Genomic DNA, 22,608 nt, shown 5'->3' on the forward strand with positions numbered 1-22,608 from the left:
TCAGGCCCCCGTCCGTACGGCGGCGACGGCCTCGACCTCGACGAGTTGGTCGGAATAGCCGAGAACGGCAACCCCGAGCAGGGTGCTGGGTGGGTCGTGGTCGCCGAAGAAGTCGCGCACCACCTCCCAGACGGTCACCAGGTCGGCCTGCCGGGAGGACGCCACGTACACCGTGGTCTTGACGACGTCGGTGGGGATGGCGCCGGCCGCGGCGAGGGCGGTCTTGAGGTTCGCCAGCACCTGCCGGGCCTGCGCGGCGTGATCGCCTGGCGCGACGGTGCGTCCCTCGGCGTCGAGCGGGCAGGCACCGGCGGTGAAGACCAGTCGCGTGTTTGGTTCGACGGTGGCCGCGTAGGCGTATTCGGCGACGTCGGAGAGTGCGGGGACGTGCAGCAGCGCGACATGGTCCGGCATGCCGGCGAGACTAACCACGATCGCCCGCCGCAGCGAGGCATTAACCTCGCGCCCGTACGGCGAGGAGGCAGTTGTGCGGATCTTGCCGCAGCGCGCGGGCGCCTGACCGCGCCCGGCGCGGTCAGGCGGACACGCGGCGGATCAGTTCGGTGGGGAGCATGACCGACTGTTCGATCGTTTCGCCGGCGGCGAGGCGGAGCAGTTGCTGGGTCATCCGCCGGCCGAGTTCCACGATCGGCTGCCGGACGGTGGTCAGCGGTGGCTCGGTGTAGGCGGCGGTTTCGATGTCGTCGAAGCCGATGACCGCGACGTCCTCCGGCACGCGTCGGCCGGCTTCGCGCAGCGTCCGCAGGGCGGCGTGCGCCATCAGGTCGGAGGCGGCGAAGACACCGTCCAGGTCGGGGTGCTCGGTGAGCAGCCGGTGCATCGCCGCCGACCCGGACTCCCTGGTGAAGTCGCCGACGGCGACCAACTCGGGCAGCCCCGCGTCGTGGACCGCGCTGCGGTAACCGGTGAGTCGTTCGATTCCGGCGATCATGTCCTGCGGGCCGGCGATGGTGGCGATCCGCCGTCGACCGCTGGCGACGAGGTGTCGGACGGCTGCGGTCACCCCGCCCACGTGGTCGACGTCGACGTACGGCACGGGCCCGTCGCCGAGCGGCCGGCCGCTGACCACGACCGGGATGCCGAGCCGGGCAAGTGTGCCGGGCAGCGGGTCGGCACCGTGCAGCGAGGCGAAGAGCACCCCGTCGACGTGCCGGCCGGTGGTGTACCGCTCGACCCGGTGGTGTCCGGCCGGCGAGCCGGCGAGCATCAGCACCAGTTGCTTGTCGGCGGCCTCCAGCTCCTGGCTGACGCCACGGATAATGCCGGGGAAGACCTGGTCGTCGGAGAAGACCCGGGTGGCCGCCTCCGGCATGACCAGGGCGATCGAGTCGGTGCGTTGGGTGACCAGGCTGCGGGCGGCGAGGTTCGGCACGTAGCCCAGCTCGGCGACCGCCCGGGTGACCGCCTCCCGGATCGGCTCGGCGACGGTGGTGGAGCCGTTGACCACACGGGACACGGTGGCCCGGGACACCCCGGCCCGCGCCGCCACCGCTTCGAGCGTCGGCCGTTGCACCGTCGTCATCGCGCCTTCCTCACGCTCGTCACCGCCCGTACCTGGTGCTCAACGCCGGCACCTGGCCATCAGTGTGCGCCGCTGAGTCACGACAGCGTGACCGGCGCTTCCCGCGCTGTCAAGAGAGCGCTCTCTCGGCATCTTGCGGGTTGGCCCCGGAACGGGCGAGGGCGCCACCCGTCGGGGTGACGCCCTCGTCGATCCAAAGGATCACTTGGCCCGCAGGCCGTCCAGCAGGGCGCGGTCACCAGCCACGTCAAGCGTCTCGAAGCTCACCCGACCCCAGAGCGCCAGCAGCAGGTCGCTCGCCGTGCCGCTGACCTGCGCCCGCGCGTGATGATCGTCGTGGTCGAGAATGGTCGCCGTGTCCAGCAGCGCCACACCCTCGCCGCGCAGCCGCAAATACCACTCCTGAGCCGCGTCGGTCGCGGTGAGCTGCACCACCCCGCGCCAGTCGCCCGGCGTCCGCCGTCGACCCGCCGGCAGCCAGGTGTCCAGCACCTCACTCACCCCGTCGGCCGCGAGCTTCGCCTCCACCGGCTCGCCGGCCGCGATGGCGAGCTGGGCGTCCCAACGGTGCACAGCCGTCTCGTGCGCCATCCGGCGCGGCCAGAAGCCGGCCTTCTTCGGCTGCGGAGCCCAGTTCCACGCCGGCGCCTCCGGGTCGAGCCCGTCGAAGACCGTCATCAGCTGGTCGTACCCCTGCTGCCACAGCTGCAGCGGGGGCACGCCCGGGGCCGCCTCAAGCGGCTCCCGGCGGGCCGGCTGAGTGGTCTGGCCGGCACCGGCGAACGACGAAACCCACTGGTAGATGCCCGCGAGGTGCAGTGTGAGGTCGCCGACCGTCCAGCCCGGACAGGACAGAACCGGTGTCTCCGGCGGCGCCTCGGCCACCGCCGCCGCGAACGCGGGACCCTCCGTTCGGAGTGCCCCGACCCAGAAATCCTTGCTGCCCTGCAGTCTGCTCATCGCCATCCTCCCGGGGGTGCCGGACGACCAGTGGGTGCCACGGCTATCGGTCAGCCTAAGGTGAAGGGCGTGCCAGACGCCTCCGCCCAGCCGACAACCGAAGCCGATCGTGCCATCCCTGGTCCACTGGCCAGCTACACCACTCTACGAATGGGTGGGGCGGCCCAGCGGATCGTGGTCGCCGACAGTGCCGACGAGATCATCCGCGCCGTCCGCGCCGCGGACGAGCCGGTCCTGGTCCTGGCCGGCGGCAGCAACGTGGTGATCGGCGACTCCGGCTTCCCCGGCACCGTCGTGCTGGTGCGCTCCCGTGGGCTGCGCGTCATCGGCGAGGACGCCGGATCGGTCACCGTACGGGTCGACGCCGGCGAGCCGTGGGACGACCTGGTCGCCGCCACGGTGGCCAACGGCTGGGCCGGGCTGGAGTGTCTCTCCGGCATCCCCGGCTCGACCGGCGCTACCCCGATCCAGAACGTCGGCGCGTACGGCCAGGAGGTCGCCGAGACGATCAGCGCCGTCGAGGTGTACGACCGGGCCGAGGGCACCCGCCACAGCATCCCCGCCGCCGACTGCGGGTTCGCCTACCGAGGCAGCATCTTCAAGTACCGGGACCGGTGGGTGGTCCTCTCCGTCGACTTCCGGCTCACCCCGTCCCCGCTCTCCGGCCCGGTGCGCTACGCCGAGCTGGCTCGTGCGCTCGGTGTCGAGGTGGGTGACCAGGTGCCGTTGGCCGACGCCCGAGCGGCGGTGCTGCGGTTGCGCGCGGGCAAGGGCATGGTGCTCGACGCCACCGACCCGGACACTCGCTCGGTCGGTTCCTTCTTCACCAACCCGGTGCTGGACCAGGCGACGTACGAGCTGCTCCTGGAGCGCGCCGCCGAGCTGGGCGACCCGCCCGCCTGGCCGGGAGCCGACGGCCTGGTCAAGGTGAGCGCGGCCTGGCTGATCGACAAGGCCGGCTTCACCAAGGGCCACCCCGGCGAGGGCGGAGTGTCGATCTCCAGCAAGCACACCCTGGCCCTGACCAACCACAGCGGCACGGCCAGCACCGGTGATTTGCTCGCCCTGGCCCGCGACATCCGTGACACGGTGCACGACCGCTTCGGCGTGACCCTGCACCCCGAACCAGTCCTCATCAACTGCGCCCTCTAACCCCACCCCCGCCCCGGCACGCCCCCACCCCCGCCCGACCACGTCGATCAAGGAGTTGTGGCGGGGGACAATTGCCGCCTTCGGGGTTAAAGCGCCCGCCACGACTCCATGATCGACCGGGGCGGGGCGGGGCGGGGTGGGGCGGGGCGGGTGGGCCGGGCAAAGCGGGCTGGGGCGGGGCGGGCTGGTTACGGGAGGGGCCAGGGGACGGTTAGTTCGCCCTGGCGCCAGCGCGTGGGGCCGTCCAGGACGGGCCAGCCGGTCTCGCGGAGCCGGGTCACCGCGTGCAGCCAGCGTTGGCGGGGGCCGAAGGTGGCGTACGGGGCGGCGGCCTGCCAGGCGTCGTCCAGGGCGCGGACCAGCTCGTGCACCGGCTCACCGGGAACGTTGCGGTGGATCAGCGCCTTGGGTAGCCGCTCGGCCAACTCGGCGGGGCTGCCCAGCGTGCTGAGCTTCGCGGACAGGGTCAGCGTCCGCGGGCCGTCGGCGTCGACCAGTAGCCAACTGGCGAGCCGACCCAACTCGTCGCAGGTGCCCTCGACGAGCACCCCATCCGGGGCGAGCGCGGCGGTCATCGTGCGCCAGGCGTCCGGGACCTCGCTCTCGTCGTACTGTCGCAGCACGTTGAATGCGCGGACCAGCACCGGCCGGAGCCCGGCCAGCTCGAACCCACCCCGAGCGAACGTCAGCCCGGGTGGGTCGGCGGCCGGGGCCGCGGCCGCCACCCGGGCCGCGTCGATCTCCAATCCGACCAGCCGTACGTCCGGACGGACCCCGGCCGCCAGTCGAGCGCGCAACTCCACCGCGGTCACCGGGGTGGCGCCGTAGCCGAGGTCGACCACCAGGGGGTCCTCCGCCGCCAGGAGCCGGTCGGCGCAGGTGGCGACGATCCAGTTGTCCACCCGCCGGAGTCGGTTCGGGTTCGTCGTCCCGCGGGTGACCACGCCGAGCGGCCGGCGCCGCGCCACAGGGCTCATGTCGACCTCCGGGCCAATCTCCGTTCGCGACCGCGGGGCTCGAAGACCCGGCGCGCTTCTCGCTAGACCCGGTGCACCTTGTGCTGGGCGGCCTGTGCCCGGGGCCGGACCACCAGCCGGTCGATGTTGACGTGCTCGGGGCGGGTGGCGCACCAGGCGATGCAGTCGGCGACGTCCTCGGCGACGAGCGGCCCCGGCACCCCGGCGTAGACGGCGGCCGCCCGTTCCGCGTCGCCCTCGAAGCGGACCAGCCCGAACTCGTCGGTCTTCACCATGCCCGGGTCGATCTCGATCACCCGCAGCGGTCGGCCGCACAGCTCCAGGCGGAGCGTGCCGGCGATCGCGGTCTGCGCGTGCTTCGCGGCGGTGTAGCCGCCCCCGCCCTCGTAGACGGTCAGGCCGGCGGTGGAGGAGACCACCACGATGGTGCCGGAGCGGGACGCCTCCAGCGCCGGCAGCAGCGCCTGAGTGACCCGCAGGGTGCCGAGCACGTTGACGTCGTACATCCACTGCCAGTCGGCGACCGAGCCGGACTCCACCGGGTCCAGCCCGCGCGCTCCGCCGGCGTTGTTCACCAGCAGGGTGACTGGTCCGGGTGCCTGGGCGGCGGCCTCGGCCAGCCCGGCCACCGACTCGTCCGAGGTGATGTCGCAGGTCACCGCGGTGGCCTGCCCACCAGCGGCGGTGATCTCGGCGACCAGGTCGGCGAGCCGCTCGGCGCGGCGGGCGGCGGCGAGTACGTGGAAGCCTTCGGCGGCGAGCCGGCGGGCAGTGGCCGCGCCGATCCCGCTGGACGCTCCGGTGACGATGGCGACTGAGGTCATCCCGACATTGTCACCCCGGGCGTACGACCCGCCCCGACCGGGCGTACGGCGGCCGTGGGTGGGCGTCGGGTGATGAGGTCCGTCACGCCGAGGGGCCGCGCCGGGGAATTTCCGAAGCCCGATGGGGAAGATGACATCCGGCGTACAGGTTGACCGAGAAGCGCCGGTCGTGCGAGACGGCATCAACCGTGACAAAGGAGCGGATGTGGCGGAAATGCACACCGGTGTCGGGCGTCAGCGAGGTGCCCAGCCGTGGCCCCGGCCTCGCCGCATCGCCACCCTGTCGGTCCACACCTCCCCCCTGCACCAGCCCGGCACGGGTGACGCCGGTGGCATGAACGTCTACATCCTCGAAGTCGCCCGGCGTCTCGCCGAGGCCAACGTGGAGGTGGAGATCTTCACCCGGGCCACCTCCGGCGACCTTCCCCCGGTGGTCGAGATGGCGCCCGGCGTACAGGTCCGGCACATCACCTCCGGCCCCCTGGAGGGCCTCACCAAGGAAGAGCTGCCCGGCCAGCTCTGCGCCTTCACCGCCGGGGTGCTGCGCGCCGAGGCGTCCCGCCCACCCGGGCACTACGACCTGATCCACTCCCACTACTGGCTCTCCGGGCAGGTCGGCTGGCTGGCCAAGGAACGCTGGGGCGTGCCGCTGGTGCACACCGCGCACACCCTCGCGAAGGTCAAGAACGCCCAGCTCGCGGCCGGTGACCGGCCCGAGCCCAAGGCCCGGGTGATCGGCGAGGAGCAGGTCGTCGCCGAGGCGGACCGGCTGGTCGCCAACACCAGGGTCGAGGCCAGCGACCTCCTCACCCGCTACGACGCCGACCCGGACCGGGTCAGCGTGGTGCAGCCGGGTGTCGACCTGGGTCGGTTCCGGCCCGCGCCGGGCAACCGGCCCGCGGCCACCCGCGAGGCTCGCCGCCGGCTGGGGCTGCCGTCCGACGGGTACGTCGTCGCCTTCGTCGGTCGGATCCAGCCACTCAAAGCCCCCGACGTGCTGATCCGCGCGATCGCCGCGCTGCGCGAACGCGACCCGGCGCTGGCCGACCAGGTGACAGTGGTGATCTGCGGCGGACCCAGCGGCAGCGGGCTGGATCGGCCCACCGCGCTCATCGAACTGGCCAGCACCCTCGGTGTCACCGACGGGGTGCGGTTCCTGCCGCCGCTCACCGGAGACGATCTCCCTGCCCTGTACCGGGCGGCGGATCTGGTCGCGGTGCCATCCCACAACGAATCGTTCGGGCTGGTCGCCCTGGAGGCACAGGCCTGCGGTACGCCGGTGCTGGCCGCCGCCGTCGGAGGACTGGTCACCGCCGTGCGGGATCAGGTCAGCGGCGTACTGATCGACGGCCACGACCCGGTCGACTGGGCCGGGGCGCTGGGCCGTCTACTGCCGGACCGAGCCCTCCGGGCGGCCCTTGGCCGAGGAGCCGAGCAGCACGCCCGGAACTTCTCCTGGGACCGTACGGTCGCCGGTCTGCTCGGCGTCTACGGCGAGGCCATCGCCGCACACCGCGCCCGGCTCGCGGCCGACCTGGTGGCCAACCCGGCACTCTCCTGCTCCTGGTGACCGAGGGGCGTCGCCGTCAACGGGTGCGCCGGGCGGGTCGGTCGTAGAGTGGGTCCGGTGAGCCCGAAGAGCGATCTTGCGACCCTGATCGAGTCGGTCTGCGCCGAGCGTGAGTTGGCCTGGGAGTCGACCGGCCCCGACTCGTACGCGGTGACCCTGCCGGGCACGCACAAACTCAAGACGGTCTGCAACCTGATCATCGGGGAGCACGCACTGCGGGTCGAGGCGTTCGTGATGCGCCAACCGGACGAGCGCCGCGAGGAGCTGTGGGCCTGGCTGTTGCAGCGCAACGCCCGGATGTACGGCGTCTCCTTCTCCACCGACGCCGTCGGCGACGTGTACCTCACCGGGCGGGTCAACCCGGCCGGCGTGGACGCCGACGAGTTGGACCGGCTGCTCGGCTCCGTGCTCACGTACGCCGACGAGTCGTTCGACACGATGCTGGAGATCGGCTTCGGCAGTTCGATCCGCCGCGAGTACGAGTGGCGGGTCAAGCGCGGCGAGTCGACAGCCAACCTGGCCGCTTTCGCCCACCTCTTCGAGCCCTCCGGCTCCGGCCCCGACCACTCCTGACCCCTGCGCCCCGTCCGCCCCTGCGTCCCCCCGCGTCCCCGCGCGCGCCCGGCGTCCTCTCTCGCAAGATCGTGCTCGAACCAGGATGTAGGGGTGTCGTCGACGTGGCGAGGCCACTCGATCCTGGATCGAGCACGATCATGGCGAGCTGACGGTGGTTCGGACTGCTCCTGACGGGTATGCCGCTCCGCGCGGTGCGGCGAGGGACCCCCGCGCGCCGAGGACGGAGTGTCAAGGAGCGGAGCGTCCCATGGCTCAGCGGAACAGCTCAGGTCGCGGCGCGACTGCGACCAGGACGAAGCGACAGGCCGGCAACCAGACGCCGGGTACCCCGGGAGTCTCCGAGTCGGAGATCTCCCGGATGCGGGTGGACGACATCCGCGGGCAACTGCGCAAACGCGGGGTCTCCGGGATCTCCGCGCTGCGTAAGCCCGACCTGGTGAAACAGCTGGTGCGCTCGATGCGGGCCGGCGCAGGTCGGAGCAGCACCGGCCCGACGGGCCGGGCCACCGGCACCCGGGCGTCGGCGGGTCGTGCCGCCGCCACGAAGAAGTCGGCGGCCAGACCGGCATCGAGCCGCGCGAAGGCCGCACCGGCGAACAAGAGCGCTCCCGCGAAGCGGGCCGCCGCAACGAAGGCGACCGCCACGCGGAAGTCGACGGCGGCGGCGAAGAGGGCGCCGGCGAAGAAGACCACCGCCGCGACGAAGGCCACCGCCGCGAAGCGGACCACAGCGGCGGCGTCGACGGCGGCACGCAAGACCACGGCGGCACGCAAGACCACCGCCGCGAGCCGGACCACCGCCGCGAGCCGGACCACGGCCGCCCGCAAGACCGCAGCGGCCCGCAAGACCGCAGCGGCCCGCAAGACCGCGGCGGCCCGCAAGACAGCGACGGCGCGTACGGCGCCCGCGCGGAAGGCGCCGGCGAAGAAGGCACCGGCCCGGCCGGCGGCGAAGCGCACGGCACCGGCCAAGAGCACGGCGGCCAAGCGCACGACAGCGAAGCGCACGGCACCGGCCAAGAGCACGACAGCGAAGCGCACGACAGCGAAGCGTGCGACGCCGGCCAAGAGCACGTCGGCGAAGCGCACGCTGACGCCGTCGACCGGTGGCGGGACGACGGCCGGTGGGATCCGGACCGGACGGGGCACCGGGCGGTCGGTCCGCAGCTCGCAGGTGATCTCGTCGGTGCTGGACCGGCCGGAGCGGCCGGGGCGCAGTTTGATCACCACGAATCACGAGGTGATCCAGCGGTGGGCCCGGGAGCGTGGGGCCAAGCCGGCGACCATCGCGGGCACCGAGCGCGACGGTCGGGCGGGCGTTCTGACCTTCAACATCCCCGGTTACCGGGAAAGTAGCCGAATTCGCGAGATCACCTGGGATGAGTGGTTCCATACCTTTGATCTGCGGCGACTGAACCTGATTTATCAGGAACAGTTGCGCAGCGGTCGGCAGAGCAGCTTCTTCCGGACCGAGTCACCCGATCGGGAGGACGGTTGAGGCGTTTGCGGGAATGGCTGACGGGTACCCGGCTGTTGCCAGAGATTGAGGCCCGAGCAGCGGATACTCGTCAGTTGTGACCGGCGAGACAGACGTTCTGGGTTGAATCCAGAATCCGGGCGAACTAACTTTATTGCACCGCGCCACGCTTGGAAACGTTCGGGGGAGCGGCGGATCGATCAGATCCGCGCACCAGGCGAGGCGCGAGGGGACGGGTGGATTTACCGTTGGGGGACGGTGGCCCACCTGTTTGGACCGGCGGCTGAGCGGGCGATGCTTACGGGGGTGAGTGTTTGCCCGCCGCCGCCGGCCCCACCGGCGGGCGCCCATCACGACCTCAGGGTCGAGGTGGGCGCTTTGCCGTGTCGAGGGGTCATGCGGTGGGCACCCGGTCGGCGGACGACGATGTCTGCTCTCGCCGTAGCGCGGCGACGTGTCGTTCCCGGGGTGGTCCGGCGACCAGGTGCCCGACCGCCGCTGCCATGCCCAGCCCACCCACGAGCAGCCAGTGCCGGTCGCCGAGGTGTTGCAGGCTCACCCCGCCGAGGGTGGGAGCGACGAACGCCGCCGCCGGGAACGTCAGGTAGAAGACCGCCTGATATCGGGCACGGAGCCGCGGCGGTGCCAGGTCGGCATTGATCTGCGCGTTGGGCGGGGCGGCGAGCATCGAACCGATCGTCCAGACCGCCGCGGCACCCAGGTAGACGGCCAGTTCGTCGGCGACGACGAGCGCCCCGAAGCCGAGCGCGAGCAGCGCGGTGGACGCGGCCAGTACGACGTCCTTCCGGTGCCTGTCGATCAGCCTGGGCACGAACAGTTGCCCGATCACGATCAGCGCGCCGCCGAGCGCCACCACCAGCCCGTACGCCGATGGGCCCAGACCGTCCGCGCGCATGGCCAGCGGCATGATCGTGGACGTCTGCATGGTGAGGACGGCCAGCACGAAGGTGAGCCCGACGAAGATCAGGAAGGTGCGGTCGGTGAGCGCGGTGTGCAGCCCCTGCCGGCGAGGCCGGACCGACGCGCGACTGGCCGGCGCAGGGTCGGCGGGCGGGGCGGCCAGGCGCAGGGTCTCCGGCACCTTCCAGGCGATCACGGCGGCCGCCGTCAGGGTGGCACCGGCGTCGACCAGGAACAGCGCCGTGAAGCTCGCCTCGGCCAGCACCCCGGCGAGCAGCGAGGCGACCGCCATGCCCAGGTTGAACGCCCAGAACTGAAGGTTGAACGCGCGGGAGCGGCGCTCGGCGGGCACCACGTCGACGATCGCCGCGACGAACGCCGGACTGGGCATCGAGTGGACCACGCCGACGAGCGCGGAGAGCACCGCGATCAGGAGCAGGTGCTGGCTGAAGGCGAGTGCCACCATCAGGGCGGCCGTGCTCAGGTGCGCGGCGAGCAGGGTCGCCCGGCGGCCCCACCGGTCGGCGAGGACGCCACCGAGCAGCACGCCGACCGCGCCACCGGCCCCGTACGCGCCGACCACGGTGCCGGCCAGCCCGATGCTCGCTCCGCGTACGTCGGTGAGGTAGAGCGAGAGGAACAGCATGGCGAACGCGCCGGCCCGGTTGATCAGCAGTCCGGCCCAGAGGTACCAGAAGGTGGCGGGAAGCCCGCCCGCGGTGTCGTGCCACCAGCGCCGCAGGGCGTGCACCCGACCTCCATACAGTTCGCTTTCTTAACTGTTCCGAGTGCAGGGTAGGAAATCGGGCCGCCCCGGCGCCAGTCGTCAGGCGGCTGCCTCGGCGGGTTGCGGCGTCCGGCTGGTGTCGACAGGTGCCAGTGCCTCGCCGGATCGGCGCAGCGCGGCGGCGCGCCGCTCCCGGGCCGGTCCCGACACCAGGTGGGCCACGGCGGTCAGGACGCCGAGCGCGGCGCAGCCGTACCAGAGCGCGTCGTTGCCGACGTGCTCGCGCACCAGGCCGCCGAGGATCGGCGCGCTGGCCCCGGCGATCTGCCAGGACAGGGAGAAGACGCCCTGGTAGCGGCCGCGTAGCTCGGCCGGGGAGAGTTCGGCGATGAGCGTGGAGTTGGACGGCGAGTTGAGCATCTCGCCGACCGTCCAGATCAGCACGGTCAGCCCGTAGAACCAGGGGGTGCCGGCGAACGCGGTCAGCCCGAACCCGACGCCCATCACCACGGACGCCAGCGCGAGCACGTGGGAGCGGCTCCGACCCCGGATCAACCGGGGCACGAAGAGCTGGCCGACCACGATGAGGATCCCGTTGAGCGCGATCACCGAGCCGTAGGTGGCCGGGCTCAGGCCGTCGTCGCCCATGGCGATCGGCAGCATCGAGATGTGCTGGAGGAAGACCAGCGCGGCGAACAGGTTGAGAGCCACGAAACCGAGGTAGACGCGGTCGGTGAGGATCGTGCGCAGAGCGCCGCGCGGGGCGGTCGTCGCGGCGGTGGCGGCGATACCGGACCGCCGGGTCTCCGGCACCCGGGTGAAGATGATCAGCGCGGTGATCAGCATGGTGCCGGCGTCGACCACGAAGAGCAGCAGGTAGTCGGCCTGTGCGGCGAGGCCGGCGAGGACGGCGGCGCAGGCGAAGCCGAGGTTGATCGCCCAGTAGTTGAGCGAGAAGGCGCGCAGCCGGTCCTTCGCCGGCACCACGTCGATCATCATGGCCCCGAACGCGGGCCGGGCCGCCTCGGCGAACATGCCGAGCAGCAGGGCGCCCAGCGCCACCGCCCAGAGGTCCCGGGCCAGGCCGAGGCCGAGCATCATCACGGCCGCGCCCACGTGGGCGGTGAGCAGTGTCGGCCGGCGACCCCACCGGTCCGCGAGGGTGCCGCCGGCGGTGGTGCCGAACGCGCCGCCGACGCCCCACAGGCCGATCACCAGGCCGGCCTGAGAGGCCGAGAAGCCGCGTTCCTGGGTGAGGTAGATGGCGAGGAAGACGAGGACGAACGAGCCGAGCCGGTTGATCAGGGTGCCAGACCACAGGTACCAGAAGGTGGTGGGCAGGCCTCCGGTGGTGTCCCGGAACCAGCTCCGCATCGTCCGCATATGGCGCCCCGCTTGCAAGTAATGACCGATGTGACTGTCGTGCCTTACAACCCTAGCGGCGGGCGCGGCCGCTGGTCATCCGCATATTCACGTGGTGGTCGTCACGACGGCTGCCCGCGTGTCCCCTCGGCGGTTGAGGCAGGATGATCCGCATGACTGCGAGCGAAGGGCCCACCGTCGGGACGCTGGTCCTGCTGCGACACGGTGAGAGCGACTGGAATGCCAAGAACCTCTTCACCGGCTGGGTGGACGTCGACCTGACCGAGAAGGGCGAGCGCGAGGCGAGGCGCGGCGGCGAGCTGATGCGCGAGCACAGCCTGCTGCCGGACGTCGTGCACACCAGCGTGATGCGCCGTGCGATCCGCACCGCCGAGCTGGCGCTCAACGCCGCCGACCGGCACTGGATCGCGGTGCGCCGGTCGTGGCGGCTCAACGAGCGCCACTACGGCGCCCTGCAGGGCAAGAACAAGAAGCAGACCCTCGACGAGTACGGCGAGGAGCAGTTCATGCTCTGGCGCCGGTCGTACGACACACCGCCGCCGCCGATCGACGACAACGACGAGTGGTCGCAGGTGGGTGACCCCCGCTACGCGCTGCTGCCGACCGAGCTGATGCCGCGTACCGAGTGCCTCAAGGACGTCGTCGAGCGGATGCTGCCCTACTGGTACGACTCGATCGTGCCGGACATCCTGGCCGGCCGGACGGTGCTGGTGGCCGCGCACGGCAACTCGCTGCGCGCCCTGGTCAAGCACCTCGACCAGATCTCCGACGAGGCGATCGCCAAGCTGAACATCCCGACCGGCATCCCGCTGCGCTACGACCTCGACCCGCAGTTGCGCCCACTCACCCTGGGCGGCACCTACCTCGACCCCACGGCAGCGAAGGAAGCCGCCGCCGCGGTCGCGAACCAGGGCCGCTGAGCCGACGACGAAGGCCCCCGGGATTCCGGGGGCCTTCGTCCTGGTCGGTTCAGCTCGCGGAGGGTCCGCTCTGCCCGGTGATCAGGTAGATCACGTGCTCGCCGGCGTTGACCGCGTGGTCGGCGAAGCGCTCGTAGAAGCGGCCCAGCAGGGTGGCGTCGATCGCGGTCTCCACCCCGTACGGCCAGTCGTCGCCGAGCAGCACCGCGAACAGGTTCTTGTGCAGCTCGTCCATGGCGTCGTCGTCGCGGTCCAGTTCGCCGGCCAGGTCGGCGTCGGGCTTCGCCAGCACCGAGCCGATCTTCACAGCCATCCGGTCGGCGATCTCGGACATCTCGGTGAAGACCGTCCGCAACTCGGCCGGGACGGCGGGGGAGGGGTGCCGGCGCAGCGCGGTCTTGGCCACGTGCTCGGCGAGGTCGCCCATCCGCTCCAGATCAGCGGCCACGTGCAGCGCGGTGATCATCGCCCGGAGGTCGGAGGCGACCGGTGCCTGTCGGGCCAGCAGGTCACAGACCCGCTCCTCGACGTGTCGGTAGAGGTCGTCGATCTCGCCGTCCCGCTCGATGACCGTCTCGGCGGCCTGCCGGTCGGCGGTGAGCAGGGCGCGGGTGGCCTGGCGCATGGCGGCGCGGACGCCCTCCGCCATGTCCACCAGCAGTTGGCTGACGATCTGGAGGTCGGCCCGAAACTCGTCGCGCATCATCACGTCCTGTGGTCGGTCGCCGCCGGCGGGTGCCGGCGCAGGGGGGTTGAGCAGGTGCGACGCCAACGGTATGGGGCGCGGGCGGACCTCGGATGAACCACGGTGAACGACGCCGGACGCGGGGGTGAACACTTCTGAAAGTGAGGGTGGTTCGTCCCGTTCTGTGTGGTAGCCAGGTTAACAATGACCCTACGATCGCCGGGTGGAGTGGACGGTGGCGGTCGTGGTGGCCGTGGCATTGGTGGCCGGATTGGTCGCCGGTCTCCTGCTGCCCCGGTTCCTGCCCTCGCGGGACGGACGCTCCACGTCGACGGGGAGTGTCAACTCCCGCTCAAGCAGGGGGAGGCCCGCGATAGCCGACGAGCAGCAGGCCGGGCTCGGCCGCCGGACGATCGACTCACTCCGGGCCGGTGTCGTGGTACTGGACAACGACGACGTCCCTGTGTTGATCAACCCGGCCGCCCGCGCGATGGGGCTCCTGCGTACCGGCAGCACCCCCGGCTCGATCGCCGCGCACCCGCTGATCCGTACCCTTGCCGGCCAGGTGCGACGCACCGGGGTGCGGCGCGAGATCGAACTCGACCTGCCCCGGGGTCGCGACAGCGCGGGGGAGAACCCGCTCGGCGTGCACCTGCGGGCGATGGGTCTCGGCAACGGCTTCATCGCGGTGGAAGCGGTCGACGTGACCGAGTCGCACCGGCTGACCCGCGTACGACGCGACTTCGTGGCCAATGTGAGTCACGAGCTGAAGACCCCGATCGGGGCGCTCCAACTGCTCGCCGAGGCGTTGCTCGACGCCACCGAGCCGGCCGACGCGGCGGCGCCCGACCTCTCCGAGGACCTGGTGGCCGCGCGCCGGTTCGCCGAGCGGATCCAGCACGAGTCGACCCGGCTGGGTCGGCTGGTGCAGGAGTTGCTGGAGTTGACCCGGTTGCAGGGCGCCGAACCGCAACCGCCACCCGAGCCGGTCGCGCTGGACTGGGTGATCGCCGAGGTGGTCGACCGGACCCGCACCACGGCTTCCGCCCGCAATGTCGAGGTGACAGTCGACGGTCAGCGGGGCCTCACCGTGTACGGCAGCGACTCCCAACTCGCCACGGCGGTGGCGAATCTGGTGGAGAACGCCATCAACTACTCGGGTGAGGACACGGCGGTGCGGGTCACCCTCCGCGGCGACGACGAGCACGTCGAGATCGCGGTCGCTGACCAGGGCATCGGCATTGCCCCCACCGACGTGGACCGGATCTTCGAGCGGTTCTACCGGGCCGACCAGGCCCGTTCGCGGGCCACCGGCGGCACCGGACTCGGCCTGGCAATCGTGAAACACATCGCGAGCAACCATGGCGGACGGGTCGAGGTGTCGAGCACTCTTGGTGGTGGATCGACGTTCACCCTCCGGCTGCCCGCCAGCCCACCGGACGACCTGCTGGCGACACTGCCGCCGGTTGGGATCGAGTCCGGTCCGGCTGGGCTACGGCAGGTCTGACAGCAATGAAAGGAAATCCCCGTTGAGCCGCGTTCTGGTGGTCGAGGACGAGGAGTCGTTCTCCGACGCCTTGTCGTACATGCTCCGTAAGGAGGGCTTCGAGGTTTCGGTCGCTGCGACCGGCACCGACGCCCTCACCGAGTTCGACCGGACCGGCGCCGACATCGTGCTGCTCGACCTGATGTTGCCCGAGATGTCGGGGACCGAGGTCTGCCGGCAACTGCGGCAGCGGTCCGCCGTGCCGATCATCATGGTCACCGCTCGGGACAGCGAGATCGACAAGGTGGTCGGGCTGGAGATCGGCGCCGACGACTACGTCACCAAGCCGTACTCGCCGCGGGAACTGGTTGCCCGGATCCGGGCGGTCCTGCGCCGGCAGAGCCCGGAGGTGGCCGAGGCGGGGGCGCCGACGCTGGCCGCCGGCCCGGTGCGCATGGACATCGAACGGCACGTGGTGACCGTCGAGGGCGGAGCTGTGCAGCTGCCGCTGAAGGAATTCGAGTTGCTGGAGCTGCTGCTGCGTAACGCGGGCCGGGTGCTCACCCGCGGCCAGCTCATCGACCGGGTCTGGGGTGCCGACTACGTCGGTGACACCAAGACGTTGGACGTGCACGTCAAGCGGTTGCGTTCCAAGATCGAGCCGGAGCCGTCCGCGCCGCGTTTCATCGTCACCGTTCGGGGCCTGGGCTACAAGTTCGAGCCGTGATCGGCGTACCCGAAGGGGGTCTGCGTTCGACGCAGGCCCCCTTCGGGCTGTTCGCGCTCGGTCAGCGGACGACCTTGACGTTGAAGATGGCGGTGTCGAGCCGGCCGTAGAGCCGCAACCAGAGCGGCAGCAGCATCTCGGTGCCCCGCGCGGTGGAGAGGTCGCCGAGGTCGATCACGTCGGTGTGCCCGAAGCTGATGAGCAGCCCGGTGACGATCCGCTTGGCCTCCGCGTCGTCACCGGAGACGAAGACGCTGTGCTCGCCGTCGGCGAGCTGACGCGGATGCACCATCAGCTCGGCGGTCAGCGTGTTGAGCGACTTGACCACCAAGGCCTGTGGAAACTCGCGCTGGATGCGTTCGGCGAGGGAGTCGGTGTTGTGTACCGACAGGGTGGGCGGGAAGCCCGCGCCGAAGTCGAGCGGGTTGGCGATGTCGAGCAGGACCTTGCCGGCCAGGTTCGGTGCGCCGGCCGCGGTCAGGGCGGGCAGCGAGCCGTTGCCGTTGGTGGCGTTCACCACCAGCTCGGCGGCACTGGCGGCTTCGGCCAGGGTGGCCAGGCCGACCTCGGGGTGCTGCGCCACCCAGGCGGCCTGTGCGCCGGCCCGCAGGGCCGCGACGTCGCGGGTGCCGATGACGACCTGGTGGCCCAGCTCCGCCGTGCGAGCGGCGATCGCCTGCCCGACCGAGCCGGTTCCGAGAACTGCGATACGCATGTCGATCGATCCTCCGTCGGTGTGCCAAGTGGACTCATGCCGAGTGCCAGCAGGCTAACAGACAGGTCTGTCTACTGCTGCCCCGCGAAGAGCGTCCTGCGCAGCAACGGCACGTGCAAACGCCGGGGTGGGGCGGGGCGGGAGGACGCGCCCAGGCGATGCCGGCCGTTGACGCGGTGGGATATGCAGACGGAACTGTCTGTAGGATCTGTGCCGCCACCAGCAGATCGAGGGAGTGTCGATGCCCGCGCCCCGCACCCCGGCCGGCTCGGCCCGGGACCGGATCCTGGATACCGCGTTCCGGTTGTTCTACGCGCACGGGCCGCGCGGCGTCGGCGTGGACACGGTGATCGCCGAGTCCGGCGTGGCGAAAGCGACGCTCTACAAGCACTTCCCGCGCAAGGACGATCTCGTGCTGGCCTACCTCGATCGGGTTGACCAGGCGTGGTTCGGCGCGTTGCGGGCGGCGGCCCGGGACGCCGGCGAGCGGCCGCGCGACCAGTTGGTCGGGATGTTCGACGCGCTGGTCGGCGCCTGTCGCCGGGACGGTTACCACGGCTGCGCGTTCATCAACACCGCCGCCGAGTCACCTGCGGGCGGGCCGGTGCACGCCCGGACGGTCGAGCACAAGACGGTGGTCCGCGCCTGGGTGACCGAGCTGGCCCGGCAGGCCGGCGCTGCCGAACCGGAACTGCTCGCCCGGCAGCTCACCCTGTTGCTCGACGGCGGGCTCGCCAGCGGTGTGCTGGACGGCGACCCTACGATCGCCGAGGCGGCTCGGCGCAGCGCCCGCACCCTGGTCGACGACGCCCTGCGCTGACCCGCCGCCGAGCGCTCAGAACAGCTTGCGCAGCGCGGCGGCGATCTCGGCCACCTCGGTCAGCCGGCTCTCCGTCACGCTGATCACCAGGTCGTACGCGACGTCCTGGTCGACCTCGTCGAGCTGCGCGATCGTGATGGCCCGGTTCTGCAGCAGGAAGGCGATTGCCGCGATCCAGCCGATCCGCTTGTTGCCATCCACGAACGGGTGGTTGTTGACAAGTGAATGCAGCAGCGCGGCGGCCTTGGTCCACAGGTCCGGGTAGGCATCTTCGCCGAATACGCTCGTCCGCGGCCGGGCCACGGCCGACTCCACCAGGCCGGCATCCCTGATCCCCACACCGATCTTGCGGGCGATGCTGGCCACGTCGGCGAGCGTGGGGTAGCGGACCTCCGTCATCACTCCGCCAGGCGAGCGAGCAGGGTGGCGTGGCGTTCGATGATCTCGTCGGCGAGGTCGCCGAACTCCTTGACGTTGCGCCGTGCGAGGTAGTCGTCGATCGCGCTGACGACCACGGCGTGCATCGACCGCGCCTCTTCGTCCGCGACGTGACGGAGTTGCCGTTCGCGGTCGTCGTCGAGTCGGAGCGTCATGGCCACGCGGCAAATGGTAGCAAGATTGCTACCAAGATCAGCTAGATTTCGTCGGCGGGGTGCGGGGCGACCATGCCCTGCTTGACCCGCGCCGCGCACAGCTCGGCCAGCCGCTCGTAGGCGGCAGCGCCGATCAGTGCGCTCAGCTCCGGGGCGTACGACAGGTACATCGGCTCGGTGCCGACGTGCGCATCCGTCGAGGAGGTGCACCACCAGTCGAGGTCGTGCCCACCGGCGCCCCAACCGCGCCGATCGAACTCGGACAGGGTGGAGACCAGCACCTTGGAGTTGTCCGGCCGCTTGACCCAGTCCTGATCGCGGCGGATTGGTAGCTGCCAGCAGACGTCCGGCTTGTATTCCAACGGGTGCACCCCGTCGCGCAACGCCTGACCGTGCAGGGCGCAGCCCCCACCGCCGGCGAAGTCGGCGTCGTTGAGGAACACGCAGGGGCCGTCGGCGCCCTGGGTGGCGGTGCGGCGGGCCGGGTTCTTGCCGTCGATGGTGTCCTCGTCGGTCCAGTTCTTGAAACCGCGCCGGAAGTGCTGCCAGGTCGCCGGGGTGAGCCGCTTGACGGCGTTGCGGACCCGCTTCTCGTCGTCCGAGTCGGTGAAGAACGCCCCGTGCGAGCAGCAGCCGTCGGCGGCCCGCCCGGCGATGATGCCGTGGCAGCCCTTGCCGAAGATGCAGGTCCAGCGGGAGAGCAGCCAGGTCAGGTCGGCGCGGATCAGGTGCGTCTCGTCAGCCGGATCGGTGAACTCGATCCACTCCCGCGGGAAGTCCAGTGCCACCTCACGGCTGCGCGGGTCGCCTGGGTCGTCCACCAGCACACGGAGCTCCATCGTCACCCGGCCCAGCGTACGCGCGGTGTGGGGCGCAGGCCGGCGAGCCGCGCAAACGTGTTGCACCTAGGGTCTTCACCATGCGACTGGGTGTTCTCGACGTCGGATCCAACACGGTGCACCTCCTGGTGGTGGACGCGCACCACGGCGCGCACCCCTGGCCGGCGCACTCCGAGAAGGTGGTGCTCCGGCTGGCCGAGCAGATCGGCCCCGACGGCGCGCTGACCGAGGCGGGTGCCGACGGCCTGGTCAAGGCCGTGGGCATGGCCAAGGCGGCGGCCACCGGCCTGGCGGCCGACGACCTGATCGCCTTCGCCACGTCCGCGGTGCGCGACGCCACCAACGCGGCCGAGGTGCTGACCCGGGTCCGGGACCAGACCGGCGTACGACTCGCGGTGCTCTCCGGCGCGGACGAGGCACGGTCGACGTTCCTGGCCGTCCGGCGGTGGTTCGGCTGGTCGGCGGGTCGGCTGCTGGTGCTGGACATCGGCGGCGGCTCGCTGGAGATCGCCGCCGGCATCGACGAGGACCCAAACGTCGCGGTCTCGCTGCCGCTCGGGGCCGGCCGGCTGACCCGGGAGCGGTTGGGGGTCGACCCGGCCAGCGCGGTCCCACCGTCGGCGGAGGCCGTCGAAAAGCTCCGGGAGTACGTGGACGGCCGGCTGGACAAGGTGGTCGACCAGATCACCCAGGTCGGTTGGGACCGCGTGGTGGCCACCTCGAAGACGTTCCGAACCCTGGCCCGACTGGCCGGGGCCGCGCCCTCCGGCGCCGGGCTCTGGGCGCGGCGCAGCCTGACCCGGGCGGGCCTGCGGCAGGTCATCGGGTTCATCCGGCACATCCCGCCGGCCCAGTTGATGGAGCTGGAGGGGGTCAGCGCGGGTCGTGCGCACCAGCTGCTGGCGGGTGCCGTGGTCGCCGAGGCGGTGATGCGCCGCCTGGATCTGGACTCGCTCGACATCTGCCCGTGGGCGCTGCGCGAGGGCGTCATCCTCCGTCGACTCGATCAACTCGAACCGAGCTGACCCGGGGGTCGGTTTCGGCCGATTTGCCGGCGCTCGTCGCAATGACGACAGCGCTGCCGGGCTACGCTGGCTGATGTGACTTCCCGCGTTCCCGTGCTCCTGTCCAGCTCCTCGGTCTTCCCCGAGCCGACCGCCGCGGCGTTCCAACTGGCCGCGGCACTCGGCTACGACGGGGTGGAGGTGATGGTCTGGACCGACGTGGTCAGCCAGGACGCGGGCGCGCTGCGCGGCCTCTCCACGCACTACGGCATGCCGGTGCTCTCGGTGCACGCGCCCTGCCTGCTGGTCACCCAGCGGGTGTGGAGCCCGGACCCGTGGGAGCGGCTGCGCAAGGCCGCCGAGCTGGCCGAGACGCTGGGGGCGCCGACGGTGGTGGTGCACCCGCCGTTCACCTGGCAGCGTGACTACGCGCGCAACTTCACCGAGGGGTTGGCCACCGTCGCGGACCGGTTCAACGGGCTGCGGTTCGCGGTGGAGAACATGTACCCGGTCCGGATGGCGGGCCGGCAGTTCGTCCCGTACGTGCCGGGCTGGGATCCCACCGACACCGGCTACCCGTCGTACACCCTGGATCTGTCGCACTGCGCGGCGTCGCACAGCGACCCCCTGGAGATGGCCGACCGGATGGGCGCCGGGCTGGCGCACGTGCACCTGGGCGACGGCACCGGCGAGGGCCGCGACGAGCACCTGGTGCCCGGGCGCGGCACCCAGCCCTGCGGTGAGCTGCTCTCCTCGCTGGCCGGTCGGGGTTTCACCGGGGCGGTGGCGGTGGAGGTCGCCACCCGGGGCGCGAAGAGCCGCGCGGTACGCGAGGCGGACCTGCGTGCCGCGCTGGAGTTCGCCCGTCAGCACCTGACCGCGTCGTCCCCGGTCGACGCCTGACCACGTCCGCCCGCGACGGGCGGCGCCGGGGTCAGCTGACCGGTGAGAGCGAGTCCGCGGCGCTCGTCGGCTGCGGGGCGACCCTCAACTGCTCACCGACCGCCGCCCGCTTGCGGGCCCGGTGCGCCGCCACGTGCGAACGGGTGGCGCAGCGCTCCGAGCAGAACCGCCGGCAGCAGTTGGACGACGTGTCCAGGTAGACGTTGCCGCACCGCTCGTCGGCGCAGACCCCGAACCGGGCACTGCCGTACTCGCAGAGCCAGACCGACAGCCCCCAGACCGCGCCGGCCAGGTATTCGGCACTGACGGAGGCACCCCGGCTGGTCACGTGCATGTGCCAGTCACTGGAGTCGTGCCCCGAGATGCGCGGCTGCACCGGGAACGCCTCGAGCAGCGCGTTCAGCTCGGTGACCGCCTGGCCGTCCCGCCCCGAGGTGCCGTACTCGAAGACGTCGCGCAACCGTTTCTGTGCCCGCCGGAAGATCGCGACGTCCCGGTCCGCGACCTCGTCGCGCATCCAGGCATTGTCGTCGGGGAAGAGTGCCCGCAGGTCGTCGAGGTCGTCCAGGCGGGCGTTGACCAGGTCAACGCCGGTCCGGGCGTACGCGTCGAAGTTCACGCCCCCAACGGTAGACGACTCATGCGGTACGCGGCGCGTCGATGTAGTGCGGCAGGAACCGCGCGTAGCCATCGGTGATCAGACTGGCGCTCTCCCGCACACCCACGCCGGCCGACTCACCGTCGACGATCCAGCTGCCCAGCACCATCCGGTTGCCGTCGAACTGCGGCAACGCCCGGAACTCCTGGTAGCACCAGCCCTCGTCGCCGTAGATCCCCGGGTTGGTGATCTCCTGCTCGGCCGTGACGATGCGGACCGAGCCGCCCTCCCGGCCGAGCAGCGGCTTGGCGACGTACTCCGTCATGCCGCGTGGCGAGTCGAGATACGCCGGGAGCAGGTAGTCGTGGTCGGGGTACAGCTCCCACAGGACGGCGAGCAGCGCCTTGTTCGACAGCAGCAGCTTCCACGCCGGCTCGATCCAGGTGGTCGGGGTGCCCGGGGCCAGCGCCGCCGGCCCGTACGGCTCCGCCAGCATCCACTCCCACGGGTAGAGCTTGAAGCAGGTGGTCACCGGGCGGTCGTCAGCGTCGACGAAGCGCCGGCCGTCCCAGCCGATCTTCTGGATGGGCTGCAACTCGACGTCCAGTCCGGCCTGACGGGCGGTCTCGGCGAGGTAGCCGGCGGTCATGTGATCCTCGCCGGACTCCTCCTCGTTCGACCACAGCACGTGCACCCGGCGCTCGTGCAGCCCGGCCCCGATCTTGGCCCAGGCGCCGACCAGCCGCTCGTGCAGGCTGTTCCACTGGTCCAGCTCCGGTCGGGTCTGCTCCAGCCAGTACCACTGGATGATGCTGGCCTCGACGAGCGCGGTGGGGGTGTCCGCGTTGTACTCCAGCATCTTCGGCGGCCAGGTGCCGTCGTACGCCAGGTCGAAGCGCCCGTAGAGGGTGGGTGGGGCCTCCCGCAGTGACCGGGCCACGGCTTCGGTCGCCCACTCCGGGATGCCGAACTCGGCGTACCGGCGGGTGGCCACCACGTGCTCGGCGGCGGCCACCGACATCCGGTGCAGCTCCTCGGTGGCCTCCTCCAGCCGAAGCACCTCGTCGAGGTCGAAGGCGTACGCGCCGGTTTCGTCCCAGTACGACATCATGTCGCCATCGGGCAGCTCGGTGTCGACGTAGACCAGTCCCTGCGCCCGGATCGTGGTGTCCCAGTCGGGGCGGGGCGTGACCCTCTCGCGGCGCACC

The 22,608-nt window shown here is 71.4% G+C and carries 23 protein-coding genes and 2 pseudogenes; 11 read left to right on the forward strand and 14 right to left on the reverse strand.

Translation table 11 applies throughout. The features are described 5' to 3' along the window. The 3 genes from AB0O48_RS07435 to AB0O48_RS07445 all read right to left on the reverse strand — a co-directional run bounded on the left by AB0O48_RS07435 (position 1) and on the right by AB0O48_RS07445 (position 2,503). Entirely contained in the window at positions 1-414 is a 414-nt protein-coding gene (locus tag AB0O48_RS07435) for a RidA family protein (RefSeq protein ID WP_357253816.1), read from the reverse strand. A 121-nt stretch (positions 415-535) separates the two neighbouring features. Then, positions 536-1,543, reverse strand: a complete 1,008-nt coding sequence (locus AB0O48_RS07440; protein ID WP_365063828.1) for a LacI family DNA-binding transcriptional regulator — start codon at positions 1,541-1,543, stop codon at positions 536-538. Between the two features lie 201 nt (positions 1,544-1,744). Continuing rightward, entirely contained in the window at positions 1,745-2,503 is a 759-nt protein-coding gene (locus AB0O48_RS07445; protein WP_357253819.1) for a maleylpyruvate isomerase family mycothiol-dependent enzyme, read from the reverse strand. A 69-nt stretch (positions 2,504-2,572) separates the two neighbouring features. On the opposite strand from AB0O48_RS07445, the gene AB0O48_RS07450 reads away from it, so the two are divergent. Then, on the forward strand, positions 2,573-3,655 hold the full coding sequence (locus AB0O48_RS07450) for a UDP-N-acetylmuramate dehydrogenase (protein WP_357253820.1): 1,083 nt from the start codon (positions 2,573-2,575) through the stop codon (positions 3,653-3,655). A gap of 188 nt (positions 3,656-3,843) precedes the next feature. Here the strand turns inward: AB0O48_RS07450 and AB0O48_RS07455 are convergent, their stop codons facing one another. Continuing rightward, a complete protein-coding gene (locus AB0O48_RS07455) occupies positions 3,844-4,632 on the reverse strand; it encodes a class I SAM-dependent methyltransferase (protein ID WP_365063833.1) in 789 nt (262 codons plus the stop codon). A 62-nt stretch (positions 4,633-4,694) separates the two neighbouring features. Next, positions 4,695-5,456, reverse strand: a complete 762-nt coding sequence (locus tag AB0O48_RS07460) for an SDR family oxidoreductase (RefSeq protein ID WP_357570852.1) — start codon at positions 5,454-5,456, stop codon at positions 4,695-4,697. Positions 5,457-5,661: 205 nt separating this feature from the next. Between AB0O48_RS07460 and mshA the strand changes: the two genes are divergently transcribed. The 4 genes and pseudogenes from mshA to AB0O48_RS07480 form a co-directional block, all read left to right on the forward strand. Beyond that, positions 5,662-7,026, forward strand: coding sequence for a D-inositol-3-phosphate glycosyltransferase (gene mshA / locus AB0O48_RS07465; protein WP_357253826.1), 1,365 nt, complete (start codon positions 5,662-5,664; stop codon positions 7,024-7,026). Between the two features lie 57 nt (positions 7,027-7,083). Beyond that, positions 7,084-7,599, forward strand: a complete 516-nt coding sequence (locus AB0O48_RS07470; protein WP_357570853.1) for a YbjN domain-containing protein — start codon at positions 7,084-7,086, stop codon at positions 7,597-7,599. Positions 7,600-7,849: 250 nt separating this feature from the next. Then, positions 7,850-8,152: pseudogene (locus AB0O48_RS07475) on the forward strand (hypothetical protein); the annotation flags it as partial. Positions 8,153-8,731: 579 nt separating this feature from the next. Continuing rightward, positions 8,732-9,100: pseudogene (locus AB0O48_RS07480) on the forward strand (hypothetical protein); the annotation flags it as partial. A 373-nt stretch (positions 9,101-9,473) separates the two neighbouring features. On the opposite strand, the gene AB0O48_RS07485 reads toward AB0O48_RS07480, so the two are convergent. Continuing rightward, a complete protein-coding gene (locus AB0O48_RS07485; protein ID WP_365063839.1) occupies positions 9,474-10,751 on the reverse strand; it encodes an MFS transporter in 1,278 nt (425 codons plus the stop codon). Between the two features lie 75 nt (positions 10,752-10,826). Further along, positions 10,827-12,110 (reverse strand): MFS transporter, encoded by a 1,284-nt coding sequence (locus AB0O48_RS07490; protein WP_357253832.1) that lies wholly within the window; start codon positions 12,108-12,110, stop codon positions 10,827-10,829. Between the two features lie 152 nt (positions 12,111-12,262). Between AB0O48_RS07490 and AB0O48_RS07495 the strand changes: the two genes are divergently transcribed. Further along, complete coding sequence (locus AB0O48_RS07495) at positions 12,263-13,030, forward strand: phosphoglyceromutase (protein WP_357253834.1); 768 nt, start codon at positions 12,263-12,265, stop codon at positions 13,028-13,030. Positions 13,031-13,079: 49 nt separating this feature from the next. Here AB0O48_RS07495 and phoU read toward each other — a convergent pair whose 3' ends face one another. Then, positions 13,080-13,733, reverse strand: a complete 654-nt coding sequence (gene phoU, locus AB0O48_RS07500) for a phosphate signaling complex protein PhoU (protein ID WP_357253836.1) — start codon at positions 13,731-13,733, stop codon at positions 13,080-13,082. A gap of 205 nt (positions 13,734-13,938) precedes the next feature. Here phoU and AB0O48_RS07505 point away from each other — a divergent pair, with 205 nt between their 5' ends. After that, a complete protein-coding gene (locus AB0O48_RS07505; protein WP_357253838.1) occupies positions 13,939-15,222 on the forward strand; it encodes an ATP-binding protein in 1,284 nt (427 codons plus the stop codon). A 22-nt stretch (positions 15,223-15,244) separates the two neighbouring features. Beyond that, a complete protein-coding gene (locus AB0O48_RS07510; RefSeq protein ID WP_039906992.1) occupies positions 15,245-15,928 on the forward strand; it encodes a response regulator transcription factor in 684 nt (227 codons plus the stop codon). Positions 15,929-15,989: 61 nt separating this feature from the next. On the opposite strand, the gene AB0O48_RS07515 is transcribed toward AB0O48_RS07510, so the two are convergent. Then, positions 15,990-16,643, reverse strand: coding sequence for an NAD(P)-binding domain-containing protein (locus AB0O48_RS07515; RefSeq protein ID WP_357253840.1), 654 nt, complete (start codon positions 16,641-16,643; stop codon positions 15,990-15,992). A 241-nt stretch (positions 16,644-16,884) separates the two neighbouring features. On the opposite strand from AB0O48_RS07515, the gene AB0O48_RS07520 reads away from it, so the two are divergent. After that, positions 16,885-17,463, forward strand: a complete 579-nt coding sequence (locus AB0O48_RS07520) for a TetR/AcrR family transcriptional regulator (RefSeq protein WP_357253843.1) — start codon at positions 16,885-16,887, stop codon at positions 17,461-17,463. A 15-nt stretch (positions 17,464-17,478) separates the two neighbouring features. On the opposite strand, the gene AB0O48_RS07525 is transcribed toward AB0O48_RS07520, so the two are convergent. From AB0O48_RS07525 to AB0O48_RS07535, 3 genes are read right to left on the reverse strand one after another with little or no spacing between them, the layout of a single operon-like run. Continuing rightward, positions 17,479-17,829: a type II toxin-antitoxin system death-on-curing family toxin gene (locus AB0O48_RS07525; protein WP_365063847.1), complete on the reverse strand. Its 351-nt coding sequence runs from the start codon at positions 17,827-17,829 to the stop codon at positions 17,479-17,481. 32 nt (positions 17,830-17,861) lie between these two features. After that, positions 17,862-18,062, reverse strand: coding sequence for a hypothetical protein (locus AB0O48_RS07530; protein ID WP_357570855.1), 201 nt, complete (start codon positions 18,060-18,062; stop codon positions 17,862-17,864). Between the two features lie 35 nt (positions 18,063-18,097). Continuing rightward, a complete protein-coding gene (locus tag AB0O48_RS07535; RefSeq protein WP_357253977.1) occupies positions 18,098-18,895 on the reverse strand; it encodes a hypothetical protein in 798 nt (265 codons plus the stop codon). Positions 18,896-18,975: 80 nt separating this feature from the next. Between AB0O48_RS07535 and AB0O48_RS07540 the strand changes: the two genes are divergently transcribed. After that, positions 18,976-19,920: a Ppx/GppA phosphatase family protein gene (locus AB0O48_RS07540; protein ID WP_357253846.1), complete on the forward strand. Its 945-nt coding sequence runs from the start codon at positions 18,976-18,978 to the stop codon at positions 19,918-19,920. Positions 19,921-19,995: 75 nt separating this feature from the next. Then, positions 19,996-20,802 carry a sugar phosphate isomerase/epimerase gene (locus AB0O48_RS07545; RefSeq protein ID WP_357253847.1) on the forward strand — a complete coding sequence of 269 codons (807 nt, stop codon included), beginning with the start codon at positions 19,996-19,998 and terminating at the stop codon, positions 20,800-20,802. Between the two features lie 31 nt (positions 20,803-20,833). Here AB0O48_RS07545 and AB0O48_RS07550 read toward each other — a convergent pair whose 3' ends face one another. Both AB0O48_RS07550 and AB0O48_RS07555 read right to left on the reverse strand, forming a co-directional pair. Beyond that, complete coding sequence (locus AB0O48_RS07550; protein WP_357253850.1) at positions 20,834-21,421, reverse strand: CGNR zinc finger domain-containing protein; 588 nt, start codon at positions 21,419-21,421, stop codon at positions 20,834-20,836. Positions 21,422-21,440: 19 nt separating this feature from the next. Beyond that, positions 21,441-22,607 carry a glutathionylspermidine synthase family protein gene (locus AB0O48_RS07555; RefSeq protein ID WP_357253851.1) on the reverse strand — a complete coding sequence of 389 codons (1,167 nt, stop codon included), beginning with the start codon at positions 22,605-22,607 and terminating at the stop codon, positions 21,441-21,443. Position 22,608 lies beyond the last annotated feature (1 nt).

Source organism: Micromonospora sp. NPDC085948 (assembly GCF_040686315.1).
Lineage (GTDB): Bacteria > Actinomycetota > Actinomycetes > Mycobacteriales > Micromonosporaceae > Micromonospora.

What these genes read in the sequence shown, in the direction of transcription:
- AB0O48_RS07515 (WP_357253840.1), bottom strand. Translation starts at nt 16,643, where the DNA reads ATGCGTATCGCAGTTCTCGGAACCGGCTCGGTCGGGCAGGCGATCGCC.
- AB0O48_RS07460 (WP_357570852.1), bottom strand. Translation starts at nt 5,456, where the DNA reads ATGACCTCAGTCGCCATCGTCACCGGAGCGTCCAGCGGGATCGGCGCG.
- AB0O48_RS07540 (WP_357253846.1), top strand. Translation starts at nt 18,976, where the DNA reads ATGCGACTGGGTGTTCTCGACGTCGGATCCAACACGGTGCACCTCCTG.
- AB0O48_RS07455 (WP_365063833.1), bottom strand. Translation starts at nt 4,632, where the DNA reads ATGAGCCCTGTGGCGCGGCGCCGGCCGCTCGGCGTGGTCACCCGCGGG.
- AB0O48_RS07520 (WP_357253843.1), top strand. Translation starts at nt 16,885, where the DNA reads ATGCCCGCGCCCCGCACCCCGGCCGGCTCGGCCCGGGACCGGATCCTG.
- AB0O48_RS07435 (WP_357253816.1), bottom strand. Translation starts at nt 414, where the DNA reads ATGCCGGACCATGTCGCGCTGCTGCACGTCCCCGCACTCTCCGACGTC.
- AB0O48_RS07495 (WP_357253834.1), top strand. Translation starts at nt 12,263, where the DNA reads ATGACTGCGAGCGAAGGGCCCACCGTCGGGACGCTGGTCCTGCTGCGA.
- AB0O48_RS07490 (WP_357253832.1), bottom strand. Translation starts at nt 12,110, where the DNA reads ATGCGGACGATGCGGAGCTGGTTCCGGGACACCACCGGAGGCCTGCCC.
- AB0O48_RS07440 (WP_365063828.1), bottom strand. Translation starts at nt 1,543, where the DNA reads ATGACGACGGTGCAACGGCCGACGCTCGAAGCGGTGGCGGCGCGGGCC.
- AB0O48_RS07445 (WP_357253819.1), bottom strand. Translation starts at nt 2,503, where the DNA reads ATGAGCAGACTGCAGGGCAGCAAGGATTTCTGGGTCGGGGCACTCCGA.
- AB0O48_RS07535 (WP_357253977.1), bottom strand. Translation starts at nt 18,895, where the DNA reads ATGGAGCTCCGTGTGCTGGTGGACGACCCAGGCGACCCGCGCAGCCGT.
- phoU (WP_357253836.1), bottom strand. Translation starts at nt 13,733, where the DNA reads ATGCGCGACGAGTTTCGGGCCGACCTCCAGATCGTCAGCCAACTGCTG.